At 63.3% G+C, this 23,086-nt stretch carries 21 protein-coding genes; 7 read left to right on the forward strand and 14 right to left on the reverse strand.

The annotated features are described in order from the left end of the window. Positions 1-909 (forward strand): LysR family transcriptional regulator, encoded by a 909-nt coding sequence (locus GTP69_RS01980; RefSeq protein WP_161053293.1) that lies wholly within the window; start codon positions 1-3, stop codon positions 907-909. On the opposite strand, the gene GTP69_RS01985 is transcribed toward GTP69_RS01980, so the two are convergent. Next, complete coding sequence (locus tag GTP69_RS01985) at positions 896-1,231, reverse strand: DUF4124 domain-containing protein (RefSeq protein ID WP_229260757.1); 336 nt, start codon at positions 1,229-1,231, stop codon at positions 896-898. The genes GTP69_RS01980 and GTP69_RS01985 overlap by 14 nt on opposite strands. A 176-nt stretch (positions 1,232-1,407) precedes the next feature. Here GTP69_RS01985 and GTP69_RS01990 point away from each other — a divergent pair, with 176 nt between their 5' ends. Together GTP69_RS01990 and purT are read left to right on the forward strand one after the other, a co-directional pair. Further along, a complete protein-coding gene (locus GTP69_RS01990; protein WP_161053295.1) occupies positions 1,408-2,160 on the forward strand; it encodes a DUF481 domain-containing protein in 753 nt (250 codons plus the stop codon). Positions 2,161-2,176: 16 nt separating this feature from the next. Then, positions 2,177-3,388 carry a formate-dependent phosphoribosylglycinamide formyltransferase gene (gene purT / locus GTP69_RS01995; RefSeq protein ID WP_161053296.1) on the forward strand — a complete coding sequence of 404 codons (1,212 nt, stop codon included), beginning with the start codon at positions 2,177-2,179 and terminating at the stop codon, positions 3,386-3,388. Positions 3,389-3,392: 4 nt separating this feature from the next. Here the strand turns inward: purT and GTP69_RS02000 are convergent, their stop codons facing one another. The 5 genes from GTP69_RS02000 to GTP69_RS02020 form a co-directional block, all read right to left on the reverse strand. Next, positions 3,393-4,142: a LytR/AlgR family response regulator transcription factor gene (locus GTP69_RS02000; protein WP_229260789.1), complete on the reverse strand. Its 750-nt coding sequence runs from the start codon at positions 4,140-4,142 to the stop codon at positions 3,393-3,395. 20 nt (positions 4,143-4,162) lie between these two features. Further along, the gene (locus GTP69_RS02005; RefSeq protein WP_229260758.1) at positions 4,163-5,329 is read right to left on the reverse strand and encodes a sensor histidine kinase; all 1,167 of its coding nucleotides are present in this window, start codon (positions 5,327-5,329) and stop codon (positions 4,163-4,165) included. Between the two features lie 17 nt (positions 5,330-5,346). Then, complete coding sequence (locus GTP69_RS02010) at positions 5,347-6,819, reverse strand: carotenoid oxygenase family protein (protein WP_161053298.1); 1,473 nt, start codon at positions 6,817-6,819, stop codon at positions 5,347-5,349. A gap of 13 nt (positions 6,820-6,832) precedes the next feature. Next, on the reverse strand, positions 6,833-7,240 hold the full coding sequence (locus GTP69_RS02015) for a DUF2141 domain-containing protein (protein ID WP_161053299.1): 408 nt from the start codon (positions 7,238-7,240) through the stop codon (positions 6,833-6,835). Positions 7,241-7,330: 90 nt separating this feature from the next. Further along, positions 7,331-9,046: an ATP-binding protein gene (locus tag GTP69_RS02020; RefSeq protein WP_229260759.1), complete on the reverse strand. Its 1,716-nt coding sequence runs from the start codon at positions 9,044-9,046 to the stop codon at positions 7,331-7,333. A 117-nt stretch (positions 9,047-9,163) separates the two neighbouring features. Between GTP69_RS02020 and GTP69_RS02025 the strand changes: the two genes are divergently transcribed. Then, positions 9,164-12,700, forward strand: a complete 3,537-nt coding sequence (locus tag GTP69_RS02025; RefSeq protein WP_161053300.1) for a CHASE domain-containing protein — start codon at positions 9,164-9,166, stop codon at positions 12,698-12,700. On the opposite strand, the gene GTP69_RS02030 is transcribed toward GTP69_RS02025, so the two are convergent. The 4 genes from GTP69_RS02030 to GTP69_RS02045 all read right to left on the reverse strand — a co-directional run bounded on the left by GTP69_RS02030 (position 12,697) and on the right by GTP69_RS02045 (position 16,537). Then, the gene (locus GTP69_RS02030; protein WP_229260760.1) at positions 12,697-14,043 is read right to left on the reverse strand and encodes an MATE family efflux transporter; all 1,347 of its coding nucleotides are present in this window, start codon (positions 14,041-14,043) and stop codon (positions 12,697-12,699) included. The genes GTP69_RS02025 and GTP69_RS02030 overlap by 4 nt on opposite strands. Positions 14,044-14,170: 127 nt before the next feature. Then, positions 14,171-14,503 carry a hypothetical protein gene (locus tag GTP69_RS02035; RefSeq protein WP_161053302.1) on the reverse strand — a complete coding sequence of 111 codons (333 nt, stop codon included), beginning with the start codon at positions 14,501-14,503 and terminating at the stop codon, positions 14,171-14,173. Between the two features lie 80 nt (positions 14,504-14,583). Next, positions 14,584-15,294, reverse strand: coding sequence for a hypothetical protein (locus GTP69_RS02040; protein ID WP_161053303.1), 711 nt, complete (start codon positions 15,292-15,294; stop codon positions 14,584-14,586). Between the two features lie 22 nt (positions 15,295-15,316). Then, complete coding sequence (locus tag GTP69_RS02045; RefSeq protein WP_229260761.1) at positions 15,317-16,537, reverse strand: hypothetical protein; 1,221 nt, start codon at positions 16,535-16,537, stop codon at positions 15,317-15,319. Between the two features lie 158 nt (positions 16,538-16,695). Here GTP69_RS02045 and GTP69_RS02050 point away from each other — a divergent pair, with 158 nt between their 5' ends. Then, positions 16,696-17,487 carry an SDR family NAD(P)-dependent oxidoreductase gene (locus GTP69_RS02050; RefSeq protein WP_161053304.1) on the forward strand — a complete coding sequence of 264 codons (792 nt, stop codon included), beginning with the start codon at positions 16,696-16,698 and terminating at the stop codon, positions 17,485-17,487. A 274-nt stretch (positions 17,488-17,761) separates the two neighbouring features. On the opposite strand, the gene GTP69_RS02055 is transcribed toward GTP69_RS02050, so the two are convergent. Genes GTP69_RS02055 through GTP69_RS02070 form a run of 4 tightly spaced genes read right to left on the reverse strand, consistent with a single transcriptional unit; the run spans position 17,762 to position 21,109 of the window. Then, positions 17,762-18,304: a GNAT family N-acetyltransferase gene (locus GTP69_RS02055; RefSeq protein WP_161053305.1), complete on the reverse strand. Its 543-nt coding sequence runs from the start codon at positions 18,302-18,304 to the stop codon at positions 17,762-17,764. Between the two features lie 5 nt (positions 18,305-18,309). Next, complete coding sequence (locus tag GTP69_RS02060; protein WP_161053306.1) at positions 18,310-18,849, reverse strand: hypothetical protein; 540 nt, start codon at positions 18,847-18,849, stop codon at positions 18,310-18,312. A 2-nt stretch (positions 18,850-18,851) separates the two neighbouring features. Then, positions 18,852-19,427, reverse strand: coding sequence for a lipopolysaccharide transport periplasmic protein LptA (gene lptA, locus GTP69_RS02065; RefSeq protein ID WP_161053307.1), 576 nt, complete (start codon positions 19,425-19,427; stop codon positions 18,852-18,854). Between the two features lie 56 nt (positions 19,428-19,483). Beyond that, the gene (locus tag GTP69_RS02070) at positions 19,484-21,109 is read right to left on the reverse strand and encodes a methyl-accepting chemotaxis protein (RefSeq protein WP_161053308.1); all 1,626 of its coding nucleotides are present in this window, start codon (positions 21,107-21,109) and stop codon (positions 19,484-19,486) included. A 204-nt stretch (positions 21,110-21,313) separates the two neighbouring features. Between GTP69_RS02070 and GTP69_RS02075 the strand changes: the two genes are divergently transcribed. Further along, a complete protein-coding gene (locus GTP69_RS02075) occupies positions 21,314-22,516 on the forward strand; it encodes a SpoIIE family protein phosphatase (RefSeq protein ID WP_202424262.1) in 1,203 nt (400 codons plus the stop codon). Positions 22,517-22,528: 12 nt separating this feature from the next. Further along, positions 22,529-23,086: a SiaB family protein kinase gene (locus GTP69_RS02080; RefSeq protein WP_110847877.1), complete on the forward strand. Its 558-nt coding sequence runs from the start codon at positions 22,529-22,531 to the stop codon at positions 23,084-23,086.

A 23,086-nucleotide genomic window follows, 5' to 3' on the forward strand; every position in this document is an offset into this window, starting at 1 on the left:
ATGCCTATCGCCGAACCTAACTGGGATTTGTACCGTTCCTTCCTGTCCGTACTGAAGGAAGGTTCGCTGTCTGGCGCTGCGCGGGCGCTGGGGCTGACACAACCGACCGTCGGCCGCCATATCGACGCGCTGGAGCAAGCGCTTGGCTTATCGCTGTTCACCCGTTCGCAGGCTGGCTTCATCGCCACCGACGCTGCCCATGCGCTACAACCCTATGCTGAAACGCTGTCTTCCGCTTCATCTGCCCTGCTGCGCGCCGCCTCCGGCATAGGCCGTGGCACCGACGCGCAGATCAAGGGCACGGTGCGGGTGACGGCCAGCGAAGTAGTCAGCGTGGAAGTGCTGCCGCCTTTACTGGTGCAACTGCGCGACAGCCATGCCGGCATCACGATAGAACTGGCGGTCTCCAACCGCATCGAAAACCTGTTGCGACGCGACGCCGACATCGCCGTCCGCATGCAACGCCCGGAGCAGGACGTGCTGGTGGCACGCCGCGTCGGGCATATCGATCTGGGATTCCATGCGCACCGGCGCTACCTGGAGCGCCACGGCATGCCAAAAAATATGGAAGAAATGAAGCAACACACGCTGATCGGCATCGATACAGAAAGCGCCTTTACGCGCAAGCTGCAACCACTATTGAGCGGCCTGGCCAGCAGCCACTTTGCGCTACGCAGCGATAGTGACCTGGTCCACCTGGCATCGATCCGCGCGGGACTGGGCATCGGCATCTGCCAGGTGCGGCTGGCGGCGCGCGACCCCGATCTGGTGCGGGTGGTGCCCGGCCAGTTCAACATCAGCATGGAGACCTGGCTGGCCATGCATGAAAACCTGCGTAGCAATCCTGCCTGCGCGGCCGTCTACACTGCCCTGGCGGCCGGGCTGGAAGACTACATCAACGGGCGCTGACCAGGCGACGCTGCTTGCGCAGTTCATCTTCCATGGTCAGGCTTTGACGCGCGGCCTGCAAGGTGGCGACATCGGTGCTGACAGTCTTGCGCACTTGCGCGCGCGGCAGATCGGCCCAGCGGCTGCGCGGCGCCGGAGCGGCCGCCACGGACGTGGTCATCGCCGCCGGCACACGCTCGATATTGTCGTCTTCAGCGCGGCTGCCTTGCGGGCAATCGACGTCGGTCAACAGCACATGGCCGTCAGCGTCAACACAGCGGTTGACGGCGGCGCCGGCCACACCAGTCATTGCGACTAACGCCGCGCACAGGATGATTTTCATGATTGATGCCCCTTTGATAAGAGCCTTCATCATCCGCTCCGCCGCATCGCCAGTCTGTACGTCCTCGCACATCCCGTCTCCGATGCGGCATTGTCGCTCTATGTCGGGTACAATACCGCCTTCTTTCCGTATCACGACAGCGTGTTGCCGCTGCGCGGCGCCGTGTCCTCTTGCCTATGAAATCTCTCCTTATTCTCTCTGCGCTTGCGCTGGCCCACGGCTATGCCGCCGCAGACTCGATGGACCCGGTCAATGCCCATGGCTGGAACACTTCCGCTGAACTGGGCGCCATCTCCACCTCGGGTAACACGGTCGGTACTTCGGTCACCGGCAAGCTCGATGCCAAGCAGGAGCTGCACAACTGGAGCAATGAATACATCCTGTCCGGTTACTTCAAGGATGAACAAGTCACCAACGACGAAGGCCAGCAAGTGCGCGAGCGCTCGGCGCAGCGCTACGCGGCATCGGCCAAAGCGGCTTACAAGCTGCTGCACGACGAGCATGGCAAGCTGTATGCGCTGGCGACCCACGTCGACGACAAATTCGGCGCCTATACCCGCTACTCGACCATCGGCGTCGGTTACGGTACGCAAATCTACCAATCGGACACGCACACGCTGGACGTGGAAGTCGGTCCCGGCTACTTCCGCGGCGTACGCTCGCCCACCGAAACCGAAAACGGCCCGACTGTGCGCGGTGCGGCACTCCTGAAATGGAAGCTGAGCGACAGCGCACAATTCAGCCAGAACGTCATCGTCGAACGCGGCACCGACAATATCCATTCGATGGCGGAAACCGCGCTGCGCACCAAAATCAACAGCACCATGCAGATGAAGGCCGCGTTCAATATCCGCAGCGATACCAACGTCCCGGCTGACAAGAAAAACACCGACACGCAAACCTCGGTGACACTGGTTTATTCTTTCTAACTTCCATTTCCAAGCTATGAACACTCCACGCACTCTCGGCACGCCCCTGTCCCCTACCGCCACCAAAGTCATGCTGCTTGGCTCCGGTGAACTCGGCAAGGAAGTCATCATCGCGCTGCAGCGCCTGGGCGTCGAAGTGATTGCCGTCGACCGATATCCAAACGCGCCTGGTCACCAGGTGGCACACCGCGCCCACGTCATCAACATGACCGACGGCGATGCGCTGGCGGCGCTGATCGAGCAAGAGAAGCCTGACCTGGTGGTGCCGGAAATCGAAGCCATCGCCACCGACAAACTGGCGGAGCTGGAACAAGCCGGCAAGATCACCTGCATTCCAACCGCGCGCGCCGCGCAGCTGACCATGAACCGCGAAGGCATCCGCCGTCTGGCAGCAGAAACGCTGGGCATCGCCACGTCGCCATACCGCTTCGCCAGCAGCCTGGAAGAACTGGCCGCCGGCGCCGAAGCCGTGGGCTTCCCATGCGTGATCAAGCCGGTGATGTCGTCGTCGGGCAAAGGCCAGTCGAAGATCGACAGCGCCGCCGAAGTCAAAGCCGCGTGGGACTACGCCGCCGCCGGCAGCCGCGTGGACTCGGGCCGCGTGATCGTTGAAGGCTTTATCGACTTCGACTACGAAATCACCCTGCTGACCGTGCGTTCGCTGGGCGAAGATGGCCAGGTCATCACGCAATACTGCGAGCCGATCGGCCACGTGCAAGTACAAGGCGACTACGTGGAATCGTGGCAGCCATGCCGCATGGACCCGGTGGCGCTGGTGCGCGCACGCGACATCGCCGGCAAGGTCACGGCGGACCTGGGTGGCCTCGGCCTGTTCGGCGTAGAGCTGTTCGTCAAGGACGATATGGTGTGGTTCTCGGAAGTCAGCCCGCGTCCGCACGATACCGGCATGGTGACCATGGCAACGCAAGTGCAAAGCGAATTCGAACTGCACGCCAAGGCGATTCTCGGCCTGCCGGTCAACGTGGCGCTGAAGGCGCCGGGCGCTTCGGCTGTCATCTACGGCCAGCACGAAGCGGCAGGCATCGCCTTTGAGGGCGTGGCCGACGCGCTGCGTGTGCCGAACACCGACATTCGCCTGTTCGGCAAGCCGGAATCGTTCGCCCGCCGCCGCATGGGCGTGGCCCTGGCGACCGCCGACGACGTCGAAACCGCACGCGTCAACGCCAAGCTGGCGGCTTCCAAAGTCAAGCCGGTACTGGCCAAGTAAAGAGTCACATCCCCCGGAACAGATCGACGTAGTTACGGCTGACGACCAGCTGTTCCGGGCGGCCTTTCAGCTGCACCATCAAGCGACCGCGAAAATCCTGCCGCGTGCCGGCCACATGGCGCGCGGCGACAATCACGCTGCGGTGGATCTGCCAGAACTGCTGTTCATCGAGCTGCTCGCGCAGCTTGCTGATCGGCGTGCGGATCAGGCTTTCGCCATCCGCCACAAACACGCTGGTGTATTTATCGTTACTCTGGAAGTAGATCACGTCGTCGATCGGGATTAAACGCGTTTCCTCGCCGTGCGTGGCGCGTATCCATTGCAGCGGCGCGGCGGCTGGTGCAGCCGCCGGCACTGCAACGGCCAGTTGCGCCAATAAGGCGTGCAACGCCGCCGCCGGCACCGCGCCTTCGGCCGACGCAGGCTTCAACCGCACCTTCAGCTTGGCGACGGTCTTCTCGAGACGCTCGATGTTGGCTGGCTTCAGCAGGTAATCCACCGCCGAGTGCTCAAAGGCTTCCACCGCATACTGGTCATAGGCCGTGACGAACACAATGTGCGGCGGCTTGGGGCTGTCCACCAGTTTGGCGGCGACATCCAGCCCGGTCAGGCCCGGCATGCGGATATCGAGAAACACCACCTCCGGCGCCTCTTCATCGATCATGCGCAGCGCTTCGATACCGTTGGCGGCGCGAGCCACGACCCGCAGTTCCGGCCAAACGGTTTTCAGCTGGCTTTCCAAGTATTCGCGCAGATGGGCTTCATCATCTGCGATCAGGGCACGGATGGTATCGATGTCGGACTCACATTCAAAGGCAGCAAGACGCGCACCGTCATGCCGCAGGGTTGATTTTCCAATAATTCTACCTTAGCGGCGCCGCCATACAAACTGCCCAGGCGCTCACGCAGATTACTCAGGCCGACGCCGCCCCCCGGCTTGCGCGGCGCCGATTCGTTCAGGCCCGCGCCGGTGTCGCTGATGCGGATGCTGACCTGCTCACCTTCGACCCGCGCGCTGACCACGATCTCGCCGCCTTCCACCTTCGGCTCCAGGCCGTGCGCAATGGCGTTTTCCACCACCGGTTGCAGCAGCATCGGCGCGATGCGGAACTGGCGCAACTCGTCCGGCACGTCGATGCGGTAGCGCAGGCGGTCGCCCATGCGCACTGCCAGCACGTCCAGATAGGCGGCGATCAGCGCGGCTTCGGACGCCAGTGTCGCCTCGTCGCTGCGGCTGGCGGCCAGGCTGGCGCGCAGATAGTCGATGAAGCGCTCCAGCATGTGCTGCGCCTGGGCCGGACGAGGTCCGATCAGGCTCACCACATTGGCCAGCGTGTTATACAAAAAATGCGGCTCGATCTGCGCTTGCAATGCGCGCAGCCGCGCCTCGGCCAGCATGCGCGCACTGGCCGCCACAAATTCCTTCTGACGCACCGCTTCCATGGCGCGGGCGCTGCGACGCTCGGCGGCGCTGCGCACCATGTACATCAGCAGCGCCACAAACGCGCCGATCACCAGGCACTGCAACACCACCGCGCGGTTGCCCAGCAGGTGCAGCGGATTACTACCGTTCCAGATCATATTCCCCAGCAGGACGCCAGCCAGCACACTGAACGCCATCAGGGCCATGTTGAACAGGACACGCGGCAGACGGTGCGCGCGACGCGGCCAGCCGTCCAACAGCCGATTGGCCGCCAATGCGCTGCCATGGAAGATCGCGCCGACCAGATTCGACATGAGCAGCATGGACCACAGCCGCTCGTACAAGGTGGCGTCGTCATTGGTCAGCAGGCGCACAAACGCGGTCAGCACCACGCCGAGCAAGGTACTCCAGATCACCGTGTACAGCCAGTCGCGGACCAGCGACGGCTGCCAGCGGCGGAAAAACGGGATCAGCTCCAGCGGGTGCTCGCGCACCAGGCTACGGTCTTGTTGCGTCATCTCTGCTTTCATTTAATTCATGCCGCCAGAAAGTTACCATGAAAGCAAACCGGCGCGCGATATGGCAAGCGTGCCAGCGCTACCGGACCAGCCTTGATGTTGTGCGCATCAAACACCGTCAGTACGCTTTGTGCGCGGCGCGTGTCCTGCGCCACGCCGACCACATAGCCATCCGTCTCCGAACGCGCGCCACGGCGCGGTACCAATACGTGCTCCTCGACTTGCCAGCCGGGTCCAAAGGCGTAGCCGTCCACTTTGCCGCTGTCGGTGTCGATCACATTGACGCTGTCGAGTATCAGTTCGCGGCCGCTGGCGCCCAGCACCAGCAGTTTGCGGTGACGCGCCGACACCACCTGTGGCATCACGCGCGGGAATTCGCTGACGCCGAACATCCGCGCCTCGCGCGCCTGGCCACTGGCGTAGTCCAGCGTGATCTGCACCGTACTGGAGGGATTGTCGCCCACCATGCGCATCTGGCCGCGCATCGGCAGTCCGACCTTGCGCAAGGCATCGCCTTCATGCAGCACCACGTCCAGCCGGGTGCAGGCGCCATCTTCATAGGCATTCCCGAAGTGGAACACCGAGCGTGCCGGCAGTTCGAATACCTGGCGCAGCGCCAGCGTATCCTTGGAGATGACGATGGCGCGCAGTGGCAGCTTGTCGCCGGCCCAGTGCATGCTGTCGCCCAAGCTGACTTCGGGGCCGGTGCGCATATCGTAAGGCGCCACCAGGAAGATCAGGTGACGGCCGCTGACCACGAAGTCGTGCACCATGTTCAGTTGCGGCACCGGGATCATGGCGGTGCGCGTGACCTCGCCCACTGCATTCATGCGGTAGATCGCCAACTGATTGGAGCCCGGCGCATTACCGAAGTTCCACAGGCCGCCGTCCGGGTCGATCTTCGGGTGCGCCGAAAACGGCATGGCTTTCAGGTCCGGGCGCCAGGTCTTGATGCCACGCGTGGCCAACGTTTGCGGATCGACTTCCGTAGCCGAACCGCCCTCCCACAGCGCGTACACGCGGCCATTGAACGGCAGCAGATTGGTGTTGGCGACGTTGACGCTGTCGTTGTTCTTGACTGCCTTGCGGCCGACGTAGGTGCCGAAGGCCGGATACAGGAATTGCCCTGCCTTGCTCTCGTCCTGGAATTTTTGCGTGGCGACGAAGCGGCCGATATGACTGACCTTGCCGTCGCCGATCTGCCAGCGCTGGGCGAAGCCGTCGCCGTCGAACCAGTGGTGATAGCGTTCGCCGCCCAGTTCAAAGCGTCCCGGCCCATTACGATAAAAGACACCGTTCAGGTCCGCCGGCATCCGGCCCAGCACCGTGGCGTCGCCGGAGACGTCACCGGTATGGTCGGCGTAGGCCATCAGCCGCGCGTTACCGTCCAGCGCGTGGTGGAAGGATTCGTAGGTCAGGCTGTCGGCCAGTGCGGACGAGGAAGCCAGGCCCAGTGCGGCGAAGCTGAGGAATTGGCGGCGGTTGGTCATGTCGGCTCTCCGATCAGCGCAGGTTGACGGCAGTGACGGCGCCATCGGCCGGCAGCGCGATGCGGGCTTCTTCGAAGCGTGGCGCGCCGCGCTTGCCGAAGGCGTTGTTGCTGAAGGCGTAGTCCTCGGTCGGCATGCCGACCATGTTGCGGTCCATTTTGCCGTTGGCGTTGGCGTCGTGGTAGACGGCGAAGGCGTAGTCGCCAACCGGCAGGTCGGCTACTTTAATTTCCACCGTGCCGTTTTTGGCCGGTGCCTGCACCGCGCGCAGTGGCTTGGCGAGGAAGGTGTCGGCCGAGTTGTAGACGGCGATCATGACATTGCCTTCGGCGCTGGCGACGCCGTCAACATGGATGGTCAGGTCGGCGGCATGGGCAGAGAAGCAAACAGCAAGCAGCAAGGCGAGGATCAATTTGGACATGTCAGGCTCCCGGTTGGATCAAGTGGTTAAGGTGTGATGCCACTTTATCCACGCACCGGGGCGGCCGTGCGGCCATGTGACGAAATGCGTTCAGCGGGCGCGAATTGCGTCCCAATGGCGCGAAATGGTGTCCAGCATCTGCTCCACATCCACCGGTTTAGCGATGAAATCGTCCATGCCGGCGTCGATGCACTGGTCCTGCTCCGATTGCATCACGCCCGCCGTCATCGCCAGCACCGGCAGTTTCAGGCCGAGTGCATGACGGATGTGGCGCGTGGCCTCGAAGCCGTCCATCACCGGCATTTGCACGTCCATCAGCACGATGTCGTAGTCTTCGGCGCGGTCGCGCAGGCGGTCCACCGCCAGTTGGCCGTTTTCCGCCACCTCCACACTGGCGCCGGCGTGTTCCAGCATGCCGCGCGCCACCAGCTGATTCAGCGGATGGTCTTCCACCAGCAGCAGCCGCAGTCCTTGCAATCGGGGAGCGGGCGCCGGCTCGGGCTCCGGTGGCGCGTCCTGCGAGGCCGGCGCCTCCGGCATCAGCCAGCCCTGCGCGGCGGCGGTCTGCAAGGCCGGATGTTCGACCGGGACGTCGTCGTCGGCCACGCCAAACGGCAGCGTCACCACAAACTCGCTGCCGGCGCCCGGCGTGCTCCGCACCGAAATAGCGCCGCCCATCAGCTCCGTCAGCCGGCGGCAGATCGCCAGTCCCAGGCCGGTGCCGCCGAAGCGCCGCGTGGTGGAGGCGTCGGCCTGGTTAAAGGCGGAGAACAGGCGGCTCTGCTGTTCCAGGTCCATGCCGATGCCGGAGTCGCGCACCGTGAAACGCAGCCGCAAGCCCTGCTCCGCCGCAGCCTGCTCCAGCATCACCCGCACCGACACGCCGCCGCGCTCCGTGAACTTGACCGCATTGCCCACCAGGTTGAGGAGAATCTGTTGCAGGCGCATGGCGTCGCCCACCAGCACTGGCGGCACTTCGTCGTCGGCGTCGATGGCGAGGCTGATGCCGCGCGCATTGGCCGGCAGCGACATCACGTTGGATAGTGAGTCCAGTACTTCCCTCAGCAGGAAAGGCTGCGGCGCCAGCTCCATGCGCCCGGCCTCGATCTTGGAAAAATCCAGTACGTCGTTCAAAACACCCAGCAGCATCTGGCCGGACGACCGTATCATGCCGACGTATTCCTTCTGCGCCTGGGTCAGCGGCGTGTTCTCCAGCAGGTAGGCCACGCCCAGCACCGCGTTCATCGGCGTACGGATCTCGTGACTCATATTGGCGACAAACTCGCTCTTGGCGCGGCTGGCCGCTTCGGCGCGCTGCTCGCTGTTCTTGCGGTCGGTGATATTCATCGCGGTCAAGTAGAAGCCGGAGACGCGGCCGTCCGGTGCGATGTCCGGCACCAGATCGACCAGGAAGTGGTCCACGCCATTGGGGCCCTGGAAGTCGCGTTCGTAATGCAAGCGACGCCCGGCTAGCGCCGACTCCAAATCCTCCAGCCATGGTCCGGCCGCCGGACCGAATACTTCACTGACGGTTTTACCCAACATATCCTGCGGCTCCAGCCCCCACTGCGCGCGGTAATGGGCGTTGGCGAAGCGGTAGCGCAGGTCGCGGTCGAGGTAAGCGATCAGTAATGGCAGCGTGTCGGCCAGCACGCGCGCGCGCCGTTCGCTTTCCTGGCTGCGTAGCCGGGCCGCGTCGCGCGCCGCCGTCTGGCGCACGTTCATCACCAGGGACAACAGGCCGACCAGCACGGCAAATAGCACCGACACAGCAACGATCAGGGTATCGTTGGAAGACAAGGACAAGGTTCACTCGCTATCAACAAAGATGACAAAATATAACCCGCGATGGGTGCATCTGCCAAACCATTATGACAATATTTACGCTATAGTGGCTCATCGTTGACAACCACAGAATCCGCCATGCGCGCGCTTGTGCTGCTCACGCTGTGCTACGCCTTGATTGCCCGCGCCAGCCTGCTGCTGGCGTTCGCGCATACGAATGCGACGCCAGTCTGGCCGCCGTCCGGCATCGCCTTTGCGGCGTTGCTGCTGATCGGTTATCGCGCCTGGCCGGCTATCTTCCTGGGAGCGTTGGCCGCCAACCTCGCCACCTTCCACGCCAACGGCCTGCCGCTCAACAGCGGCGTGCTGCTGGCCTCCTCGCTGATCGCCAGCGGTAATACGCTCGAAGGCTTGTCCGGCGTGTGGCTGGTCAAACGCTACTTCGACATCAAACAGCCGATCGGCCAACAGCAGAACGTCTACAAATTCGCGTTGGTGGCGATGGCCATGAGCGCGGTCAGCGCCGTCATCGGCAGCAGCACGCTGGTCTATAGCGGACTGGCGCCGGCCGCCGCGCATGGCGCCATCGCGCTGACCTGGTGGGTCGGCGACATGGCCGGCGTGCTGCTTGTCGGCCCGGCCATCATCATCTGGTGCGTGCGGCGGCTGCCGCGCTGGAACTGGCGCGGCGCGTTGGAAATCGCGCTGTCGCTGCTGGTGCTGGCGGCGTTGTCGTATGCAGTGTTCGGCCGCCGTTACTCCTACGACGATGGACTGGGATGGCTGCCGTATCTGTTCGTGCTGGCCATCGCCTGGTCTTCACACCGGCATGGCCTGCGCGGCGCCAGCACCATCTGCATGGTGACCGCCTGCTGCGCAGTGACGGGCACCATCCACGGCTACGGGCCATTCGCGGTCGGCACGCTGAACGACGCGCTGATTGCGCTGGTCAGTTTCATCATGCTGTGCAGCCTGATCGCCATGGTGCTGTGCGCCGACGTCAGTGAACGCAAGCGCGCCGGCAACGATGCGGTCAGCTACAACGCCGCGCAATGGGGCACGCTGCTGATCGGCGTCGGCCTGACGGTGGCGGTGTGGCACCTGCTGTCGGCCAGCACCGAGCGGCGCGCGCAGGAGCAGTTCGAATCCGAATGTGCCGATATCGCCAAGCGCATCGCACGCCGCATGACGCTGTATGAATCCGGCCTGCGCGGCGCCCAGGCGCTGTTCAAGGCGCAGCAGGAACCAACGCGCGACCAGTGGCGCGACTTCGCCGAAGGCATGGACCTGCCGTACAACTTCCCCGGCGTGATGGGACTGGGCTACGGCATGTATCTGCGCGCCGACCAGCGCGACCCCACCGAGAAGGACATCCGCAACCAGGGCTACGAGGACTTCCACATCTGGAGCAATAACCAAGGTCCCGATAGCGGCAGCTCGGTGGTGGTGATGTACCTGGAGCCGTTCGCCGGCCGCAACCTGCGCGCCTTCGGCTACGACATGCTGTCCGAGCCGACCCGCCGCGTGGCCTTGCTGCAGGCTGCGCGCAGCGGTTCGCCGGCGCTGACGGCCAAGGTGGTGCTGGTGCAGGATCACGACAACACCGGCCTGCCCGGCTTCCTGATGTACTTCCCGATCTATCGCAAGGACTCGCGCCTCGGCACGGACAGCACGCCCGAGCAGCGCATGGCAGCGTTGCAGGGTTTTGCCTATAGCCCAATCCGCGCCGACGAGTTGATGCGCGACCTGCTTGGCCCCGCCGATCACACGGTGCGGGTGGAGATCTTCGACGGCAACGGCGCCCGTCCGGCCTCGCTGCTGTATTCCAGCGAGCGCGCACCGGCCGATCCGCAGCAGTATCCGAATCCGTATCTGCGCACCATGTCGCTGGACCTGCTGCATCACCAATGGACGCTGCGCTTTGCCTCGCAGCCGACATTTGAAGACGCCATCGACCGCCAGAAGTCGCACATCGTGCTGCTGGCCGGCGTGATTATCAGCCTGCTGTTCTTCGGCGTGGTGCGGGCGCTGACCGCACGCCAGGCCTACGCCACCGCGCTGGCGCGGCAGATGACAGGCGCATTGCGGCAGTCCGAAAGTTCGCTGATCGCCGCGCGTGACCTGGCGGAAGCGGCCAGCCGCGCCAAGAGCGAATTCGTCGCCAACATGAGCCATGAAATCCGCACGCCATTGAATGCGGTGCTGGGCATGGCACATTTGCTGGGCAATACCACGCTGTCGGGCGAACAGCGCAAGTACGTGGACATGATACGGTCGTCAGGTCACTCGCTGCTCAGCATCCTGAATGACGTGCTGGATTTTTCCAAGATCGAGGCGGGCCGCATGGAGCTGGCGCCGGCGCCGTTCCACCTGTCCGCCATGCTGGAGGCGGTTGCCACCATCATGACCGTCAACGCCGGTGAGAAGGATCTGGAACTGGCGATCGGCGTTGAAGCAGGCGTGCCGCAATCGCTGGTGGGTGATGGCCACCGGCTGCAACAGGTGCTGGTCAACCTGGTCGGCAACGCCATCAAGTTCACCGAAAAAGGATCAGTATCGGTGCTGGTGGAATTGGCGCAGGCGCCGGCAACGCTGCGCTTCACGGTGCGTGACAGCGGCATCGGCATTCCCGCTGACCGCCTGACGCAGTTATTCGCGCCTTTCTCGCAGGCCGATGCGTCTATGACGCGCCGCTTCGGCGGCACAGGCCTTGGACTGGCGATCTCGCGCCGCCTGGCCGCGCTGATGAACGGCGACATCGACGTCCGCAGCACGCACGGAGTGGGCAGCGAATTCATTCTCACCGTGCCGCTGCAGGCCGGCGTCGAACCGGCGCAGGAACGTCTCGGCGCGGTCCAGCACCTGCTGGTGGTGGACGATGACAGCACCAGCGCCGACTATCTGTGTCGCACGATACGCGCGCGCGGCTGGAGCTGCGATAGCGCCAGCACCGGCGAGCAGGCGTTGGCGCTACTGCACAGTCAAGGTCCGCGCTACGATGGTGTATTGGTGGACTGGGACATGCCCGGCATGTGCGGTCTGGCCACCATGCAGGCGATCCGCGCCGACGACGCCATCGCCAAAACGCCGGTGATCCTGATGATCAGCGCTTTCGGCCAGGGCAGGCTGCTGCACACCGACGGCGCTCAGATGGCGGACGCGGTGCTGCTCAAACCCGTCACCGGCGCGCGGTTGGCGGAAACGCTGCAACAAGCCCAGGCCAGCGCGCGCGATGCGGTGCCAGCGGCCGATGCAGACATCATCGGCCAGCGGCTCGACGGCGTGCGTATCTTGCTGGTGGAGGACAATCCGATTAATCAACTGGTGGCCAGCACCATGCTGACGCACGCCGGCGCGACCATTGACACCGCCGACAACGGCCGTCTCGCCGTTGAACGCCTGCGCACCGAGGCGCACCGCTACGACCTGGTGCTGATGGACGTGCAGATGCCGGAGATGGACGGCTTTGAAGCCACCGGCAAAATTCGCAATGAACTCCGCCTGAACCTGCCGGTGCTGGCGATGACGGCCGGCGTGATGGAATCCGAGCGTGAAGAATGCATCGCCTGCGGCATGAACGACTTCATCGCCAAGCCGATTGACGTTGAAGACATGCTGCGCGTGATCGCGCGCAACCTGCCCGTCACGCAAAAAACAGCGTCCGGACTGGCCTAGCCCTCGATCACCAGCGGGGAACGCAGCCGCTTGCGCGAGCTGCGAGCGTGCGGCACCCAGGCGTGGGTTTGCCAGCGACGCCACATGATCAAGCCGCGTATCCATTCATCGGCCGCGTAGGCGATCCAGACGCCAGGCAAGCCCCAGCCCAGCACCACGCCCAGCAGCCAGCTGCCGCCGGCCAGCACGAACAGCATCGAGAACGCGCCGGCCATCACGGGGAAACGCGCATCACCGGCCGCGCGCAGCGCGTTGATCACCACCAGGTTGAAGGTGCGGCCCGGTTCCAGCAGCACGGTGATCCACAGCAGCGTGGCGCCGGCGGCGAGAATCTCGTGGTCCTGCGTGAACCAGCCGAGCAGCCAGCGACCCAGCAGCGCCGCACAGGCAGCGATCAGCACGCACACCACCAGCCCGCGTGCCAGCGCGCGCCGCACCACACGGTGCGCTTCACGCAAACGGCCGGCGCCGATCAGGTAGCCGACCACGATTTCCACCGCCAGCCCGGTAGCGATGCTAAACATCATGACGCCGCCCATCAGCTGTAACACGTAGGCTTGCGTGGCCAAAGCCTTGGTGCCCAGTTCGGCCGCCGTCGCCACGCTGACCATGAAGGCCAGCCGCCAGGCGATATTTTCCGCCGCGCCGGGCAAGCCGATATGTAGCACGGCGGACAGTTCGGGACGCGGCAAGCGCCACCAGTCGTCGCGCGCCACGGTAATGGCAAGGTGGGTGCGCCACATCATCAGATGCAGCGCCAGCCCGATCATGCGGCTGACGGCCAAAGCAAGCGCGTAGCCCGGCAGGCCAAGCGCCGGCAGCGGTCCCCAGCCGTACATCAGCGGCAGCGCCAGCAGCAGGTGGCTGACGTGCATGATGATCAGCACCACCAGCGTGTCGCGCGTGCGCAGATGCGCGCGCATCACGCCGGCCATGGAGGCGTTCCATGCATCGAACAGCATGGCCGGGCCCAGCGCGATCAGAAACGGTGCGGCAATCGGGAAGACTTCAGCGGGGGTATTCAGCAGATGCAGCAGGCCGTGCGCGCCGAGCATGGCGATCAGGCCGGTGACCGCGCCCAGCCAGGTACTGGCGCCGACCACGGCACGGGCCACTTTGTCAGCCGCGGCGCGCTGGCCGCCGCCGAGATTCTGCGTGACCACCACGCTGACGCCGGCGCCGATGATGCGGAACAAAATGAACAGCGCGGCCGACACCTGGCTGGCGATGGCGAAAGCGCCGCCCGCCTCGTCCGAAATGCGCGAGGCCAGCGCGGTGCCGATGATGCTGGAGGCAATCGCCAGTCCCAGCTCGACCAGCAACGGCCACGCAAGGTTGAACATGGGCGGCGTACTGATCGGCGTTCTGACGGAGGGCATGGGATGAGAAAGTAAAAGTGTTGCCACTTTATACCATGTGGAAGCGCTTTCATCACTCCAATTTAAAAAATCTATTGCCTTGCGTGGCGGCTTATTTCTGGAAGAAGAACACGATGCCCAGAACCGCCAGGATGTATGGCCAGATTTTCACGGGAATAAAGAACAGGTCGTTCTTCGGATGGACGATGATCTCTTCGCCGGTGGCCTTGTCGATGTAGGCGCGCGGCGATTGGCGCGATTGAATCAGGCGATGCAGGCCGTAGACGATGGCGGCTGCCAGCAGCATGCCCGCCAACTCGGAGCTTGGCCGATAGGCCGCCGGCAGCGGCGCACCCCAGATCTGCTCGGCGCCCACCCTGCCCAGCGCGTAACCCAGCACAGTGAACACCAACACCAGAATGCCATATCCGCGCCAAACTATCATTCAGCCCTCGCAAGTAAGTTTGATTTTACGAGGAAACTATACAACCTTTATAGACATGCAATACTCACCTATTGTCACTGTTATTCAATAATAAAGGCGAGCTTACCCTCGTCCTCGCAGCGTTTTGCGCTTTGCCCCGCTTGCTCAAAGGCCGAACACAGACGGTTGCCTTGCGGATCTTCCAATCGAGGGTGGATGCGCAACAGATGCGTGCCCGGCCGCCAGTTTTGCGCCGGCGTGAACCGCCATTCCCGCTCGCCGCCCGTCAGCATGGCGACACCAGCCACGCGCCGGCCGTCCGGCCCCTGCACGGCAATCGCCTCAACAGCGTCGCCATCCAGCGCGGCGGGAGCGGAGACGCGCAACGGCTGGCGGCTGCCGTGCCGCGCCGTTTGCACCATCCACTGTTGAGGATCGACAGGCTGGCGCAGCGGCGGCGTTACCTGCCAGCGCTGTTCAAATGGACGGCCCAGCTGCGGATCGTCGATGCGCAGCGTGACAGACTGGCCGCTGCGCAGCGCCGGTCCCAGCGCAACATTCGGCCCGACGCCGGTTTTGATGCGGCCCGGATGCAGCAACAGCGTCACGTTCTTGCCGCTGCGGTCGAGCAGCGGCAGGTCGAGAAACGCGTCAGGGATCGGCATGCCGGCACTGTCCAGCAGCGTGACGCGGGAAATATCGAGCGCCGCCGTTAAGGGCCGGTCAAGATGCAGCTCGATGCGCAGCAGATTTTCCGCCACCTCCGGCCCGGACGGCGTAACGCTGGCGCCTGACGCCGTTCCGGCAGCCATGACGAGCGCCAGCAATACCGCGTTAGCGCGCCAGTTCGCCATAGCCTTCGAGGGTGCGCGCATATTTGTGGAAGTCGCGGAATTTGTCGCCGTCCGGATAGCGGTAGTCGGGGAAATCATATTCGTTGACGAAGTCACTCAGGCGCAGATAGCCGCCTTTCGGGATCGACACCAGCTGCATCTCGCCGCCGGCATCCGAGCGGCGCAGTGCCAGCAACAGTTGTGGATTCAGGTTATCGATTCGCATCACCGCCGACATCGGCGTCATGGTCGCCTTCACGCCCAGATACGGTTTGGCCGGCCATTCGATTGGCGTGTTCAGGCCCGGCGCGGCGACGGCGCTGGTCAGATCGGTGGCGCTCAGCAGGTCGGCCGAACGGCTGGAATTGACCAGCAAGGCATATTCCGCATCGCCCACCTTGAAGCTCACCAGTCCGTTAGGCGCACTGCCCCACCCCAGCTCGCCCACGGTCCGGGCGGCGATGTGCGCACCGTCCTTCAAATCCTTGAGCGGAATGGTGACCAGCGGCGTGCAGGTATAGGCCGCTACCAGCGTCGGCTCACCGCCGATGGTCATCACGGTCATGCTGCGGATCGGCGCGCGGGTTTCCACCTGATTGTGCACCGGATGGTACATTTCGATGGTGGTGGCGGTGGCCTTGCCGTTGAATGGATAGTCGTACACGCGCAAGGTGGACGCGAAGCTGCGGTCCGACAGACCGGCGACGTACAGCTTGTTATCGTAATAGCGCATGTCGGTCACGGTGAGCGTCTGTTCCGGCAGGTCGCGCCAGAAGGTCACGTCGCCCTTCGGCGCATCGCTGATCGCTGCCGAGCCCGACGCCTTGCTCAGGTCCAGCCGTTTCACTTTGCCCGCTGCGTCGATGCTGACGATGGCGGGTTTGCTCTGGCCCTTGGCGCCGCGCACGGTCAGTGCCACGTAAGCCAGTTCGCTGCCGGGCTGGACGGCCAGATCTTCAAAACGCAAGGCCGTCGGCGCTACGCCGAGTGCTTTGGCGATCGGCGCCTGCACATCCAGCAGGTTGAATGGTTTGCCCGCCGGGCTGGCGGCGGCTGGCAGCGGCAGTGCAAAAATGCGCGCGCCTTTCCAGTCGGCGACGAATAAGGTACCGGCATCGCCGAAGCTGAGCTTGCTGGCCGACTGGATCGCCGGCGCTGGCGCCGCATAGGCGAGCTTTACTGCAAGGAGTAGAGGCAGCAACAACTTGAAGCGGGTGTTCATCACGTCTTCCTTCATTTGATGGTAAAAGATCAGTATAGGCAGGGGGTGGCGCGCCAGTCGCTCCGCCTTTGGTAAGTGTGGATTTGCGCCCGATCGTGTGTATGACCTGTCGCGCCGGGTGGCTATTATCAGGAGTCAATCAACCAAGGAGAGTCGATATGAACTTACAACTCAATGGCAAGCTGGCATTGGTGAGTGGCAGTACAGCAGGCATTGGTTACGCGATCGCATCCACGCTGGCCCTGGAAGGCGCCAGCGTGATCGTCAATGGCCGGACGCAGGAAGGCGTAGATGAGGCGGTCGAACGTATCCGCGCGGAAACGCATGGCACGGTGCACGGCTATGCCGGCGACTTGAGCAAGGCCGACGCGGCGCAGGAAGTAGTCCGCCGCTATCCGGGCATCAGCATTCTGGTCAACAACCTGGGGATTTTCGAGCCCAAGGCGTTTGAAGATATTCCCGACGAAGACTGGCTGCGCGTCTTTGACGTCAATGTGCTGAGCGGCGTGCGCCTGGCGCGGCTGGTGCTGCCGGAGATGAAACAGGCCAATTGGGGCCGCATCATCTTCATCTCCAGCGAGAGCGCGGTGCAGATCCCGACCGAGATGATCCACTACGGCATGACCAAGACGGCGCAACTGGCGGTGTCGCGCGGGCTGGCGGAATCGGTTGCCGGCACCGGCATCACTGTCAACAGCGTGCTGCCGGGACCGACCAAATCACGCGGCGTGGGCGATTTCGTCGAAGACATGGCGCGTGCGGCCGACAAGAGTTTCGAGCAAGTTGAGTCGGAGTTTTTCGTTCATGTACGCCCAACTTCGCTGATCAAACGCTTCGGCACGCCGCAGGAAGTGGCGTCGATGGTGGCTTACATCGCCAGCCCATTGGCATCGGCAACCACCGGCGCAGCGCTGCGGGTCGACGGCGGCGTGATCAAGAGCGCATTTTAGCCCCAGGAGGCCGCTGCATCGCGATGACCGCCTGGCCCTTCGCCAGATAGAATGCCAGGCGCTGAGCGAGAAAATCCGGCAACTCGGCGTTGCCTGCTAAGGTGAATCCGGCTGCGTCGTAAAAAGGCTGCAGGTGTGCATACGGCAGGCAGTATGAGGGGTGCTGGTCGAGATATGGCCGGCACGCGGCCAGCAATTGGGCGCCGATGCCTTGTCGCTGGTAGGCGCTGGGCGGTGATATCGGCAAGGTCGGATGGACTTGCGACGGCAATGTTCATTTGCAGCGGGCGTACATGAAGCAGGCGCGCGGCTCCTCGCTCAGGTTGGGGACGACGGTATGCCGCTCCAGCCGCCCTTCCAGCAAGAAACCGGACTTTTCCAGCGTGCGCGCGGAGGCGGCGTTTTCTACGTCGCAAGTGGCCTGGATGCGGAAATAGTCCGGCAGCGACAGCGCCAATTGAGTGAATGCGTCGATGGCTTCCGGCATCAATCCCTCGCCCCAGGATTTCCGTTGCAGCACGTAGCCGATGTCGATCGTGCGCGGCTGCAAGCGCGCATCCAGCATGCCGATCGGCACGTCGTCATTGTCGTGCGGCACCAGCAGATAGGCGCGGCTGCGGTTCTCCGCCCAGGCCTTCATGCAGTACGCCATAAAGCCCTCGGTTTCAGTCAGCCGCGTTTGCGGCCGCCACGTCATGAAGCGCGCCACCTCCAGATCTTGCGTGTAGGCCGCAAACAGATGCGCGGCATCGGACGCACGCGGCGCGCGCAGCGTCAGTCGCGACGTGCGGATTTCGTCAGGCAGGGATTTGGTCATGCAATCTAAGGCGTGCAAATAAAGATATAGGGACTTTTGACAGTTCTGGTGTCTGCCGGAGACAGACTGCCTTTCAACCCAGGAAATAGCCTGTCGATTGACGCTTTTGCCTCACCCAGATTCTGGCGCAATGTCACCGCCCGGTTTTTCTCGTAGACAAATTCGCCCACATAAGTACGCTTGCCCGCCGCCGCTTCGAACGCGACATTGCCGCCGTAAAGAAGGTTGGCGTTAAAAGGACTGTAAACATACTGTCCCGGCGGAACGTCAAAAGCAAAATACTGGACACCGCCGGGAGCGCCGTCAACCGTGGCCTGGGTTTTGGTATGGACCAGGCAATTGCCGGTGATCTTGCCGGTCTGGGCATCGTACTCATCCAGCAGAATGGAGAATTTTGGATAGCCCCACTGCCCTTCGACCTTGACGCCATAGACGATCACCGCACGGTCGTTGGCAACCACGTCGCCAGGCGATACCTGCTTTACATAATTTATCCCGCAGCCACTGAGCAGCACGAGAATGAACAGGGCGAGATAGCGTCGCATGTCTAGTGCGTGGAAGCGGTAGCCGAGGCCGGCGAGATCAGCGGGTCTTTGCGCGTCGGCTGCAACACCATGGTGCCGCGACGGTCGCCGGTAGTCACCCGGTTCGCCAGTTGCGTGACCTGGTACTGCTCCTCGCGCGAGTTGTAGATGATGTGCTCGCCAAACACGTCGTCGGTCACCGCGCCATCGGTAGTACCGCGCACCTTGGCGTGGTCCATCAAATCCACCAGCTCGGCCTTTTCGTCATAGACGACTTCCAGCGCCTCGCCCTCCATCCACACGTTCTGGCCGCCGTCACGCCGCTGGCGGAAAAACACCGGCGCCTCGCCCGGCTTGGTGCTGAGTACGATGTGCTGGTAGCCCTGCGCATCCTCCGTCATCACGCCGTGCTCGGCGCGAATCAGCAGCGTGCCACGCTGGATTTCGATGTTGCCGGTCAGCGTAGTAACCTTGCGCGACAACTCACCGGCAGCGTCCCGTGCGCGGACTACCGTTTTTTGGAAGCTGTCGGCACGTTCCGCGTGAGCGGCGGAAAGGCCGAGCAGCAAGGAGCAGAGAAGCAGGCTAGTGTTTTTCATACAATCAACTATACAACATTTGCAGATCCGCAATAGTCAAATTTTGTAACTGTGGCTCAGGCGGCACGGCGCAGTTGGTTATCGTCGGGCGCAGGCAACGCCAGACGCTGCGGCAAAGGCTGGACGACGGCCTGCTGCGCATCCAGCTTGAACGAGCCGACCAGCTCGGCCAGTTCGCGCGCCTGCGCCTGCATCGCCTCGGCGGCGGCCGCCGCTTCCTCCACCAGCGCGGCATTCTGCTGGGTCACGTCGTCCATATCGCTGATGGCCGTGTTGACCTGCAAGATGCCGTGCTCCTGCTCGGCGCTGGCGGCGCTGATGTCGCCGATAATCGCCGTCACCTTGTGCACGCTGGCGACGATATCGGTCATCGTCGCGCCGGCCGTTTCGGCCAGGGCGCTGCCATTGGCCACGCGCTCGGCGGAATCCTGGATCAGCTTCTTGATCTCCTTGGCCGCCTCGGCCGAACGATGGGCCAGGCTGCGTACCTCGCTCGCCACCACGGCGAAGCCGCGCCCCTGCTCACCGGCGCGGGCCGCCTCCACCGCCGCATTCAGGGCCAGGATATTGGTCTGGAAGGCGATGCTGTCAATCACGCTGGTGATGTCGCTGATCTTGTGCGCGTACTCGTTGATGCTGGCCATGGTGCGCACCACTTCCGACACCACCGCCCCGCCCTTGCCCGCCACTTCCGATGCCGACAACGCCAGCTGATTGGCCTGGCGCGCATTGCTGCTGTTCTGCTTGACCGCCGACGTCAGCTCCTCCATCGCCGACGCCGTTTCCTCCAGCGCGCCAGCCTGATGCTCGGTGCGGCGCGACAGATCCAGATTGCCGTTGGCGATTTCGCGCGAGGCCGAATCGATGGCCACCGCGCCGTCACGCACGCGGCCGACGGTATCGGCCAGGCGACCGGTCATGTGGCTGAGCGCATCGAACAGCTTGCCGATCTCGTCGCTGCGGTCATGCGCCAGCGCGCCGCGCAATTCCCCGCCGGCCACCTGCTCGGCCAGCGACACCGCCTGCGTCAGCGGCCGCACGATGCTGCGCGTCAGCAGCCAGGCCAGCACCGCGCCCAGCGCCAGCGTCGCCAGACCGAAGCCCGTCAACAAGGCGCGGCTGCTCTGATATTGGGACGCCGACTGTTCCGCCAGCGCCTTGGCCTGCGCGGCCTGATACGCCAGCAATTGCTCCAGCGCGCCGGCGTAAGCCTTGAACACGGCCGGCCACTGGTTATCCAGCAGATCGCCGACTTCCTGGGTGCGACCACTATCCTTGAATTTGAACAGTTCGCCGCGCAGCGTCATGAAGGCCGCCTTCTTGCTTGCCACCGCGCCCAGCAGCTTGGCTTCCTCGCCGCCGGCCGGCATGGCTGCCAGTTGCCGTTCCATATCAGCCGCGCGCTTGTCGCCGGCGGTCAGCTGGGCCTGGAAGATATCAGCCACCTCCAGGCTGTCGCTGCGGGCAATCGACATCGCCCGCAGCCCGTTCAATTCGGTCATGCCCAGCAGCTCGGACGTCAATTGCTGCCGTGCCAGTTTTTCATGCACGAGGTTGGAGGCGGTATCGTTGGCCGTTTGCAGCCGCCACAGCGACAGCACGGACATGCAGGCCATCACCAGCAACAACACGGCAAACGATGCCACTACACGCATGCCGGTATTCAATTGGGGAAATTTCATAGCTACTCATGAGGGAAAATGCGCCTTCTGCGCGAATTCTCCCCAATCTACACACCCAATGTGACGCCAGCATTACCGTGCGGCAATATGTGCAACAGAGTTTTCTTTTAGTTAATATGTAATGAGCTTGTAATAATTGCCCGCTAGCATGGAAGGCTCAGTGTTGATAAAGGGTTCCCGGCCGTGGAGTTCAATGCCTCTCGTTTGCACCTGCCCCGTTTTCGTCTCTCCGTTGCCGCCGACCTGTGCGTGGAGACCATTTCGGTCCTGTCCGACACGACCAATTTCGCCGTCCTGGAGCTGTTCACCGAGCGCCGCGACCTGATGAGCCTGCCCGTCATCGAGAGCGGCCGCCCGATCGGCCTGATCAGCCGCAACATCTTCATGTCGCAAATGTCCAAGCCCTTCTACCATGAGCTGTACGGCAAGAAGAGCTGCATCGCCTTCATGGACAAGGAACCGCTGATCGTCGACGCCAATATGACCATCGAAGCGCTGACCTTCCGCGCCGTGGAATCAGGCGAAAAAGCACTGGCCGACGGCTTCATCGTCACCCGTGACGGCGCACTGGCCGGTGTCGGCTTCGGTTTGCAGCTGATGAACGTGGTGGCCAATATGCAGGCCGAGAAAAACCGCCAGATCATGCACAGCATCGACTACGCCAGCGTAATCCAGCGCTCGCTGCTGCGCCCATCCAACCTGGCGCTGTCCGATGCGCTGGATGACGCCCACCTCGAATGGCAGCCGCGCGACGTGGTCGGCGGCGACTTCTATCACTTCGCAAAATATGAAGACGGCTGGTTCGCCGCCATCGCCGACTGCACCGGCCACGGCGTGCCGGGCGCTTTCATGACGCTGATTTCTTCGTCGACGTTGACGCAGGCCCTGCAGCAACTGGGCCCGCGTGATCCGGCCAAGCTGATTGCCGAAGTCAATCGCGGCGTCAAGGGCATGCTGGGCCAGGTCGAAGGCCACGGCCACACCGAATCCAACGACGGCATGGACGCCGCCTTTATGTGGTTCGACAACGCCACCCGCCAGTTGCGCTTTTCCGGCGCCAAGCTGTCGCTGTTCCAGCTCGACCCCGACCAGCAATCGGTGCAGACCGTCGACGGTGAACGCATGGGCGTCGGCTATACCGACTCGCCGCTGGACTACAGCTGGACCAACAAGATCATCACCATCCCGGAAGGCAGCCTGCTGTTCCTGACCACCGATGGCCTGATCGACCAAATTGGCGGCGCCAAGGACATTGCCTACGGCAAGCGCCGCATGCGCGATGTGCTGCTGGCCCAGCGCACCGAATGCGCGCGCCATGTGGCGCAGGCGATGCTGGACGATTACCAGGCGTGGCAAGGCGAACAGCCGCGCCGCGACGACCTGACCTTTTTCTGCTTACGTCCGTAATAGGAGCTTCACTTGTTGTACAAAGAATTCAGCGATTTTTATGAAGTGGCCCGCAAGCGCCACATCATCTTCTTCTACGTGGGCTACTTCTCGCAGCACGTGGTAGCGGCCATTTCGGAGACCATCAAGGCGCGGCTGGATACGGCCGGCGCGGCCGGACCGACGCGCCGCCGCATTTTCTCGTCGTTTGTCGAAATGTCGCAGAACATCATGCACTACTCGTCCGACACGCTGACGCCGGGCGACGCCACCGAGAACCAGATGCGGCGCGGCTCGTTCTGCATCGGCATGAAGGACGACAGTTTCTTCCTGCTGTGCGCCAATCCGGTCGACAGCGCCAACGCGGAAAACATCCGCAGCCGCCTGGAACCGCTGCATTCCATGAGCATGGAAGAGATCAAGCTCGCTTACAAGAAGGCGCTGCGCGACGAAACGCCAACTGACAGCAAAGGCGCAGGTCTGGGCTTCCTGACCATGGCGCGCGACGCCAGCGAACCGCTGGAATTCGAATTCGTGCAGGATGAGCACAATCCGGACACCACGGTCTTCTGCATCAAAGCGATTATCTGA

The organism is Duganella levis (assembly GCF_009857605.1).
GTDB classification, from domain to species: Bacteria; Pseudomonadota; Gammaproteobacteria; order Burkholderiales; family Burkholderiaceae_D; genus Rugamonas; species Rugamonas levis.

Bases quoted from the DNA above. Each gene is read 5' to 3' on its own strand.
- GTP69_RS02060 (WP_161053306.1), bottom strand. From the start codon at position 18,849: ATGCGACGCTATCTCGCCCTGTTCATTCTCGTGCTGCTCAGTGGCTGC.
- GTP69_RS02070 (WP_161053308.1), bottom strand. From the start codon at position 21,109: ATGAAATTTCCCCAATTGAATACCGGCATGCGTGTAGTGGCATCGTTT.
- GTP69_RS02035 (WP_161053302.1), bottom strand. From the start codon at position 14,503: ATGATAGTTTGGCGCGGATATGGCATTCTGGTGTTGGTGTTCACTGTG.
- GTP69_RS02055 (WP_161053305.1), bottom strand. From the start codon at position 18,304: ATGACCAAATCCCTGCCTGACGAAATCCGCACGTCGCGACTGACGCTG.
- GTP69_RS01980 (WP_161053293.1), top strand. From the start codon at position 1: ATGCCTATCGCCGAACCTAACTGGGATTTGTACCGTTCCTTCCTGTCC.
- purT (WP_161053296.1), top strand. From the start codon at position 2,177: ATGAACACTCCACGCACTCTCGGCACGCCCCTGTCCCCTACCGCCACC.
- GTP69_RS02030 (WP_229260760.1), bottom strand. From the start codon at position 14,043: ATGTTCAACCTTGCGTGGCCGTTGCTGGTCGAGCTGGGACTGGCGATT.
- lptA (WP_161053307.1), bottom strand. From the start codon at position 19,427: ATGAAAAACACTAGCCTGCTTCTCTGCTCCTTGCTGCTCGGCCTTTCC.
- GTP69_RS02015 (WP_161053299.1), bottom strand. From the start codon at position 7,240: ATGTCCAAATTGATCCTCGCCTTGCTGCTTGCTGTTTGCTTCTCTGCC.
- GTP69_RS02005 (WP_229260758.1), bottom strand. From the start codon at position 5,329: ATGACGCAACAAGACCGTAGCCTGGTGCGCGAGCACCCGCTGGAGCTG.
- GTP69_RS02050 (WP_161053304.1), top strand. From the start codon at position 16,696: ATGAACTTACAACTCAATGGCAAGCTGGCATTGGTGAGTGGCAGTACA.
- GTP69_RS01990 (WP_161053295.1), top strand. From the start codon at position 1,408: ATGAAATCTCTCCTTATTCTCTCTGCGCTTGCGCTGGCCCACGGCTAT.
- GTP69_RS02045 (WP_229260761.1), bottom strand. From the start codon at position 16,537: ATGAACACCCGCTTCAAGTTGTTGCTGCCTCTACTCCTTGCAGTAAAG.
- GTP69_RS02040 (WP_161053303.1), bottom strand. From the start codon at position 15,294: ATGGCTGCCGGAACGGCGTCAGGCGCCAGCGTTACGCCGTCCGGGCCG.
- GTP69_RS01985 (WP_229260757.1), bottom strand. From the start codon at position 1,231: ATGAAAATCATCCTGTGCGCGGCGTTAGTCGCAATGACTGGTGTGGCC.
- GTP69_RS02025 (WP_161053300.1), top strand. From the start codon at position 9,164: ATGCGCGCGCTTGTGCTGCTCACGCTGTGCTACGCCTTGATTGCCCGC.
- GTP69_RS02010 (WP_161053298.1), bottom strand. From the start codon at position 6,819: ATGACCAACCGCCGCCAATTCCTCAGCTTCGCCGCACTGGGCCTGGCT.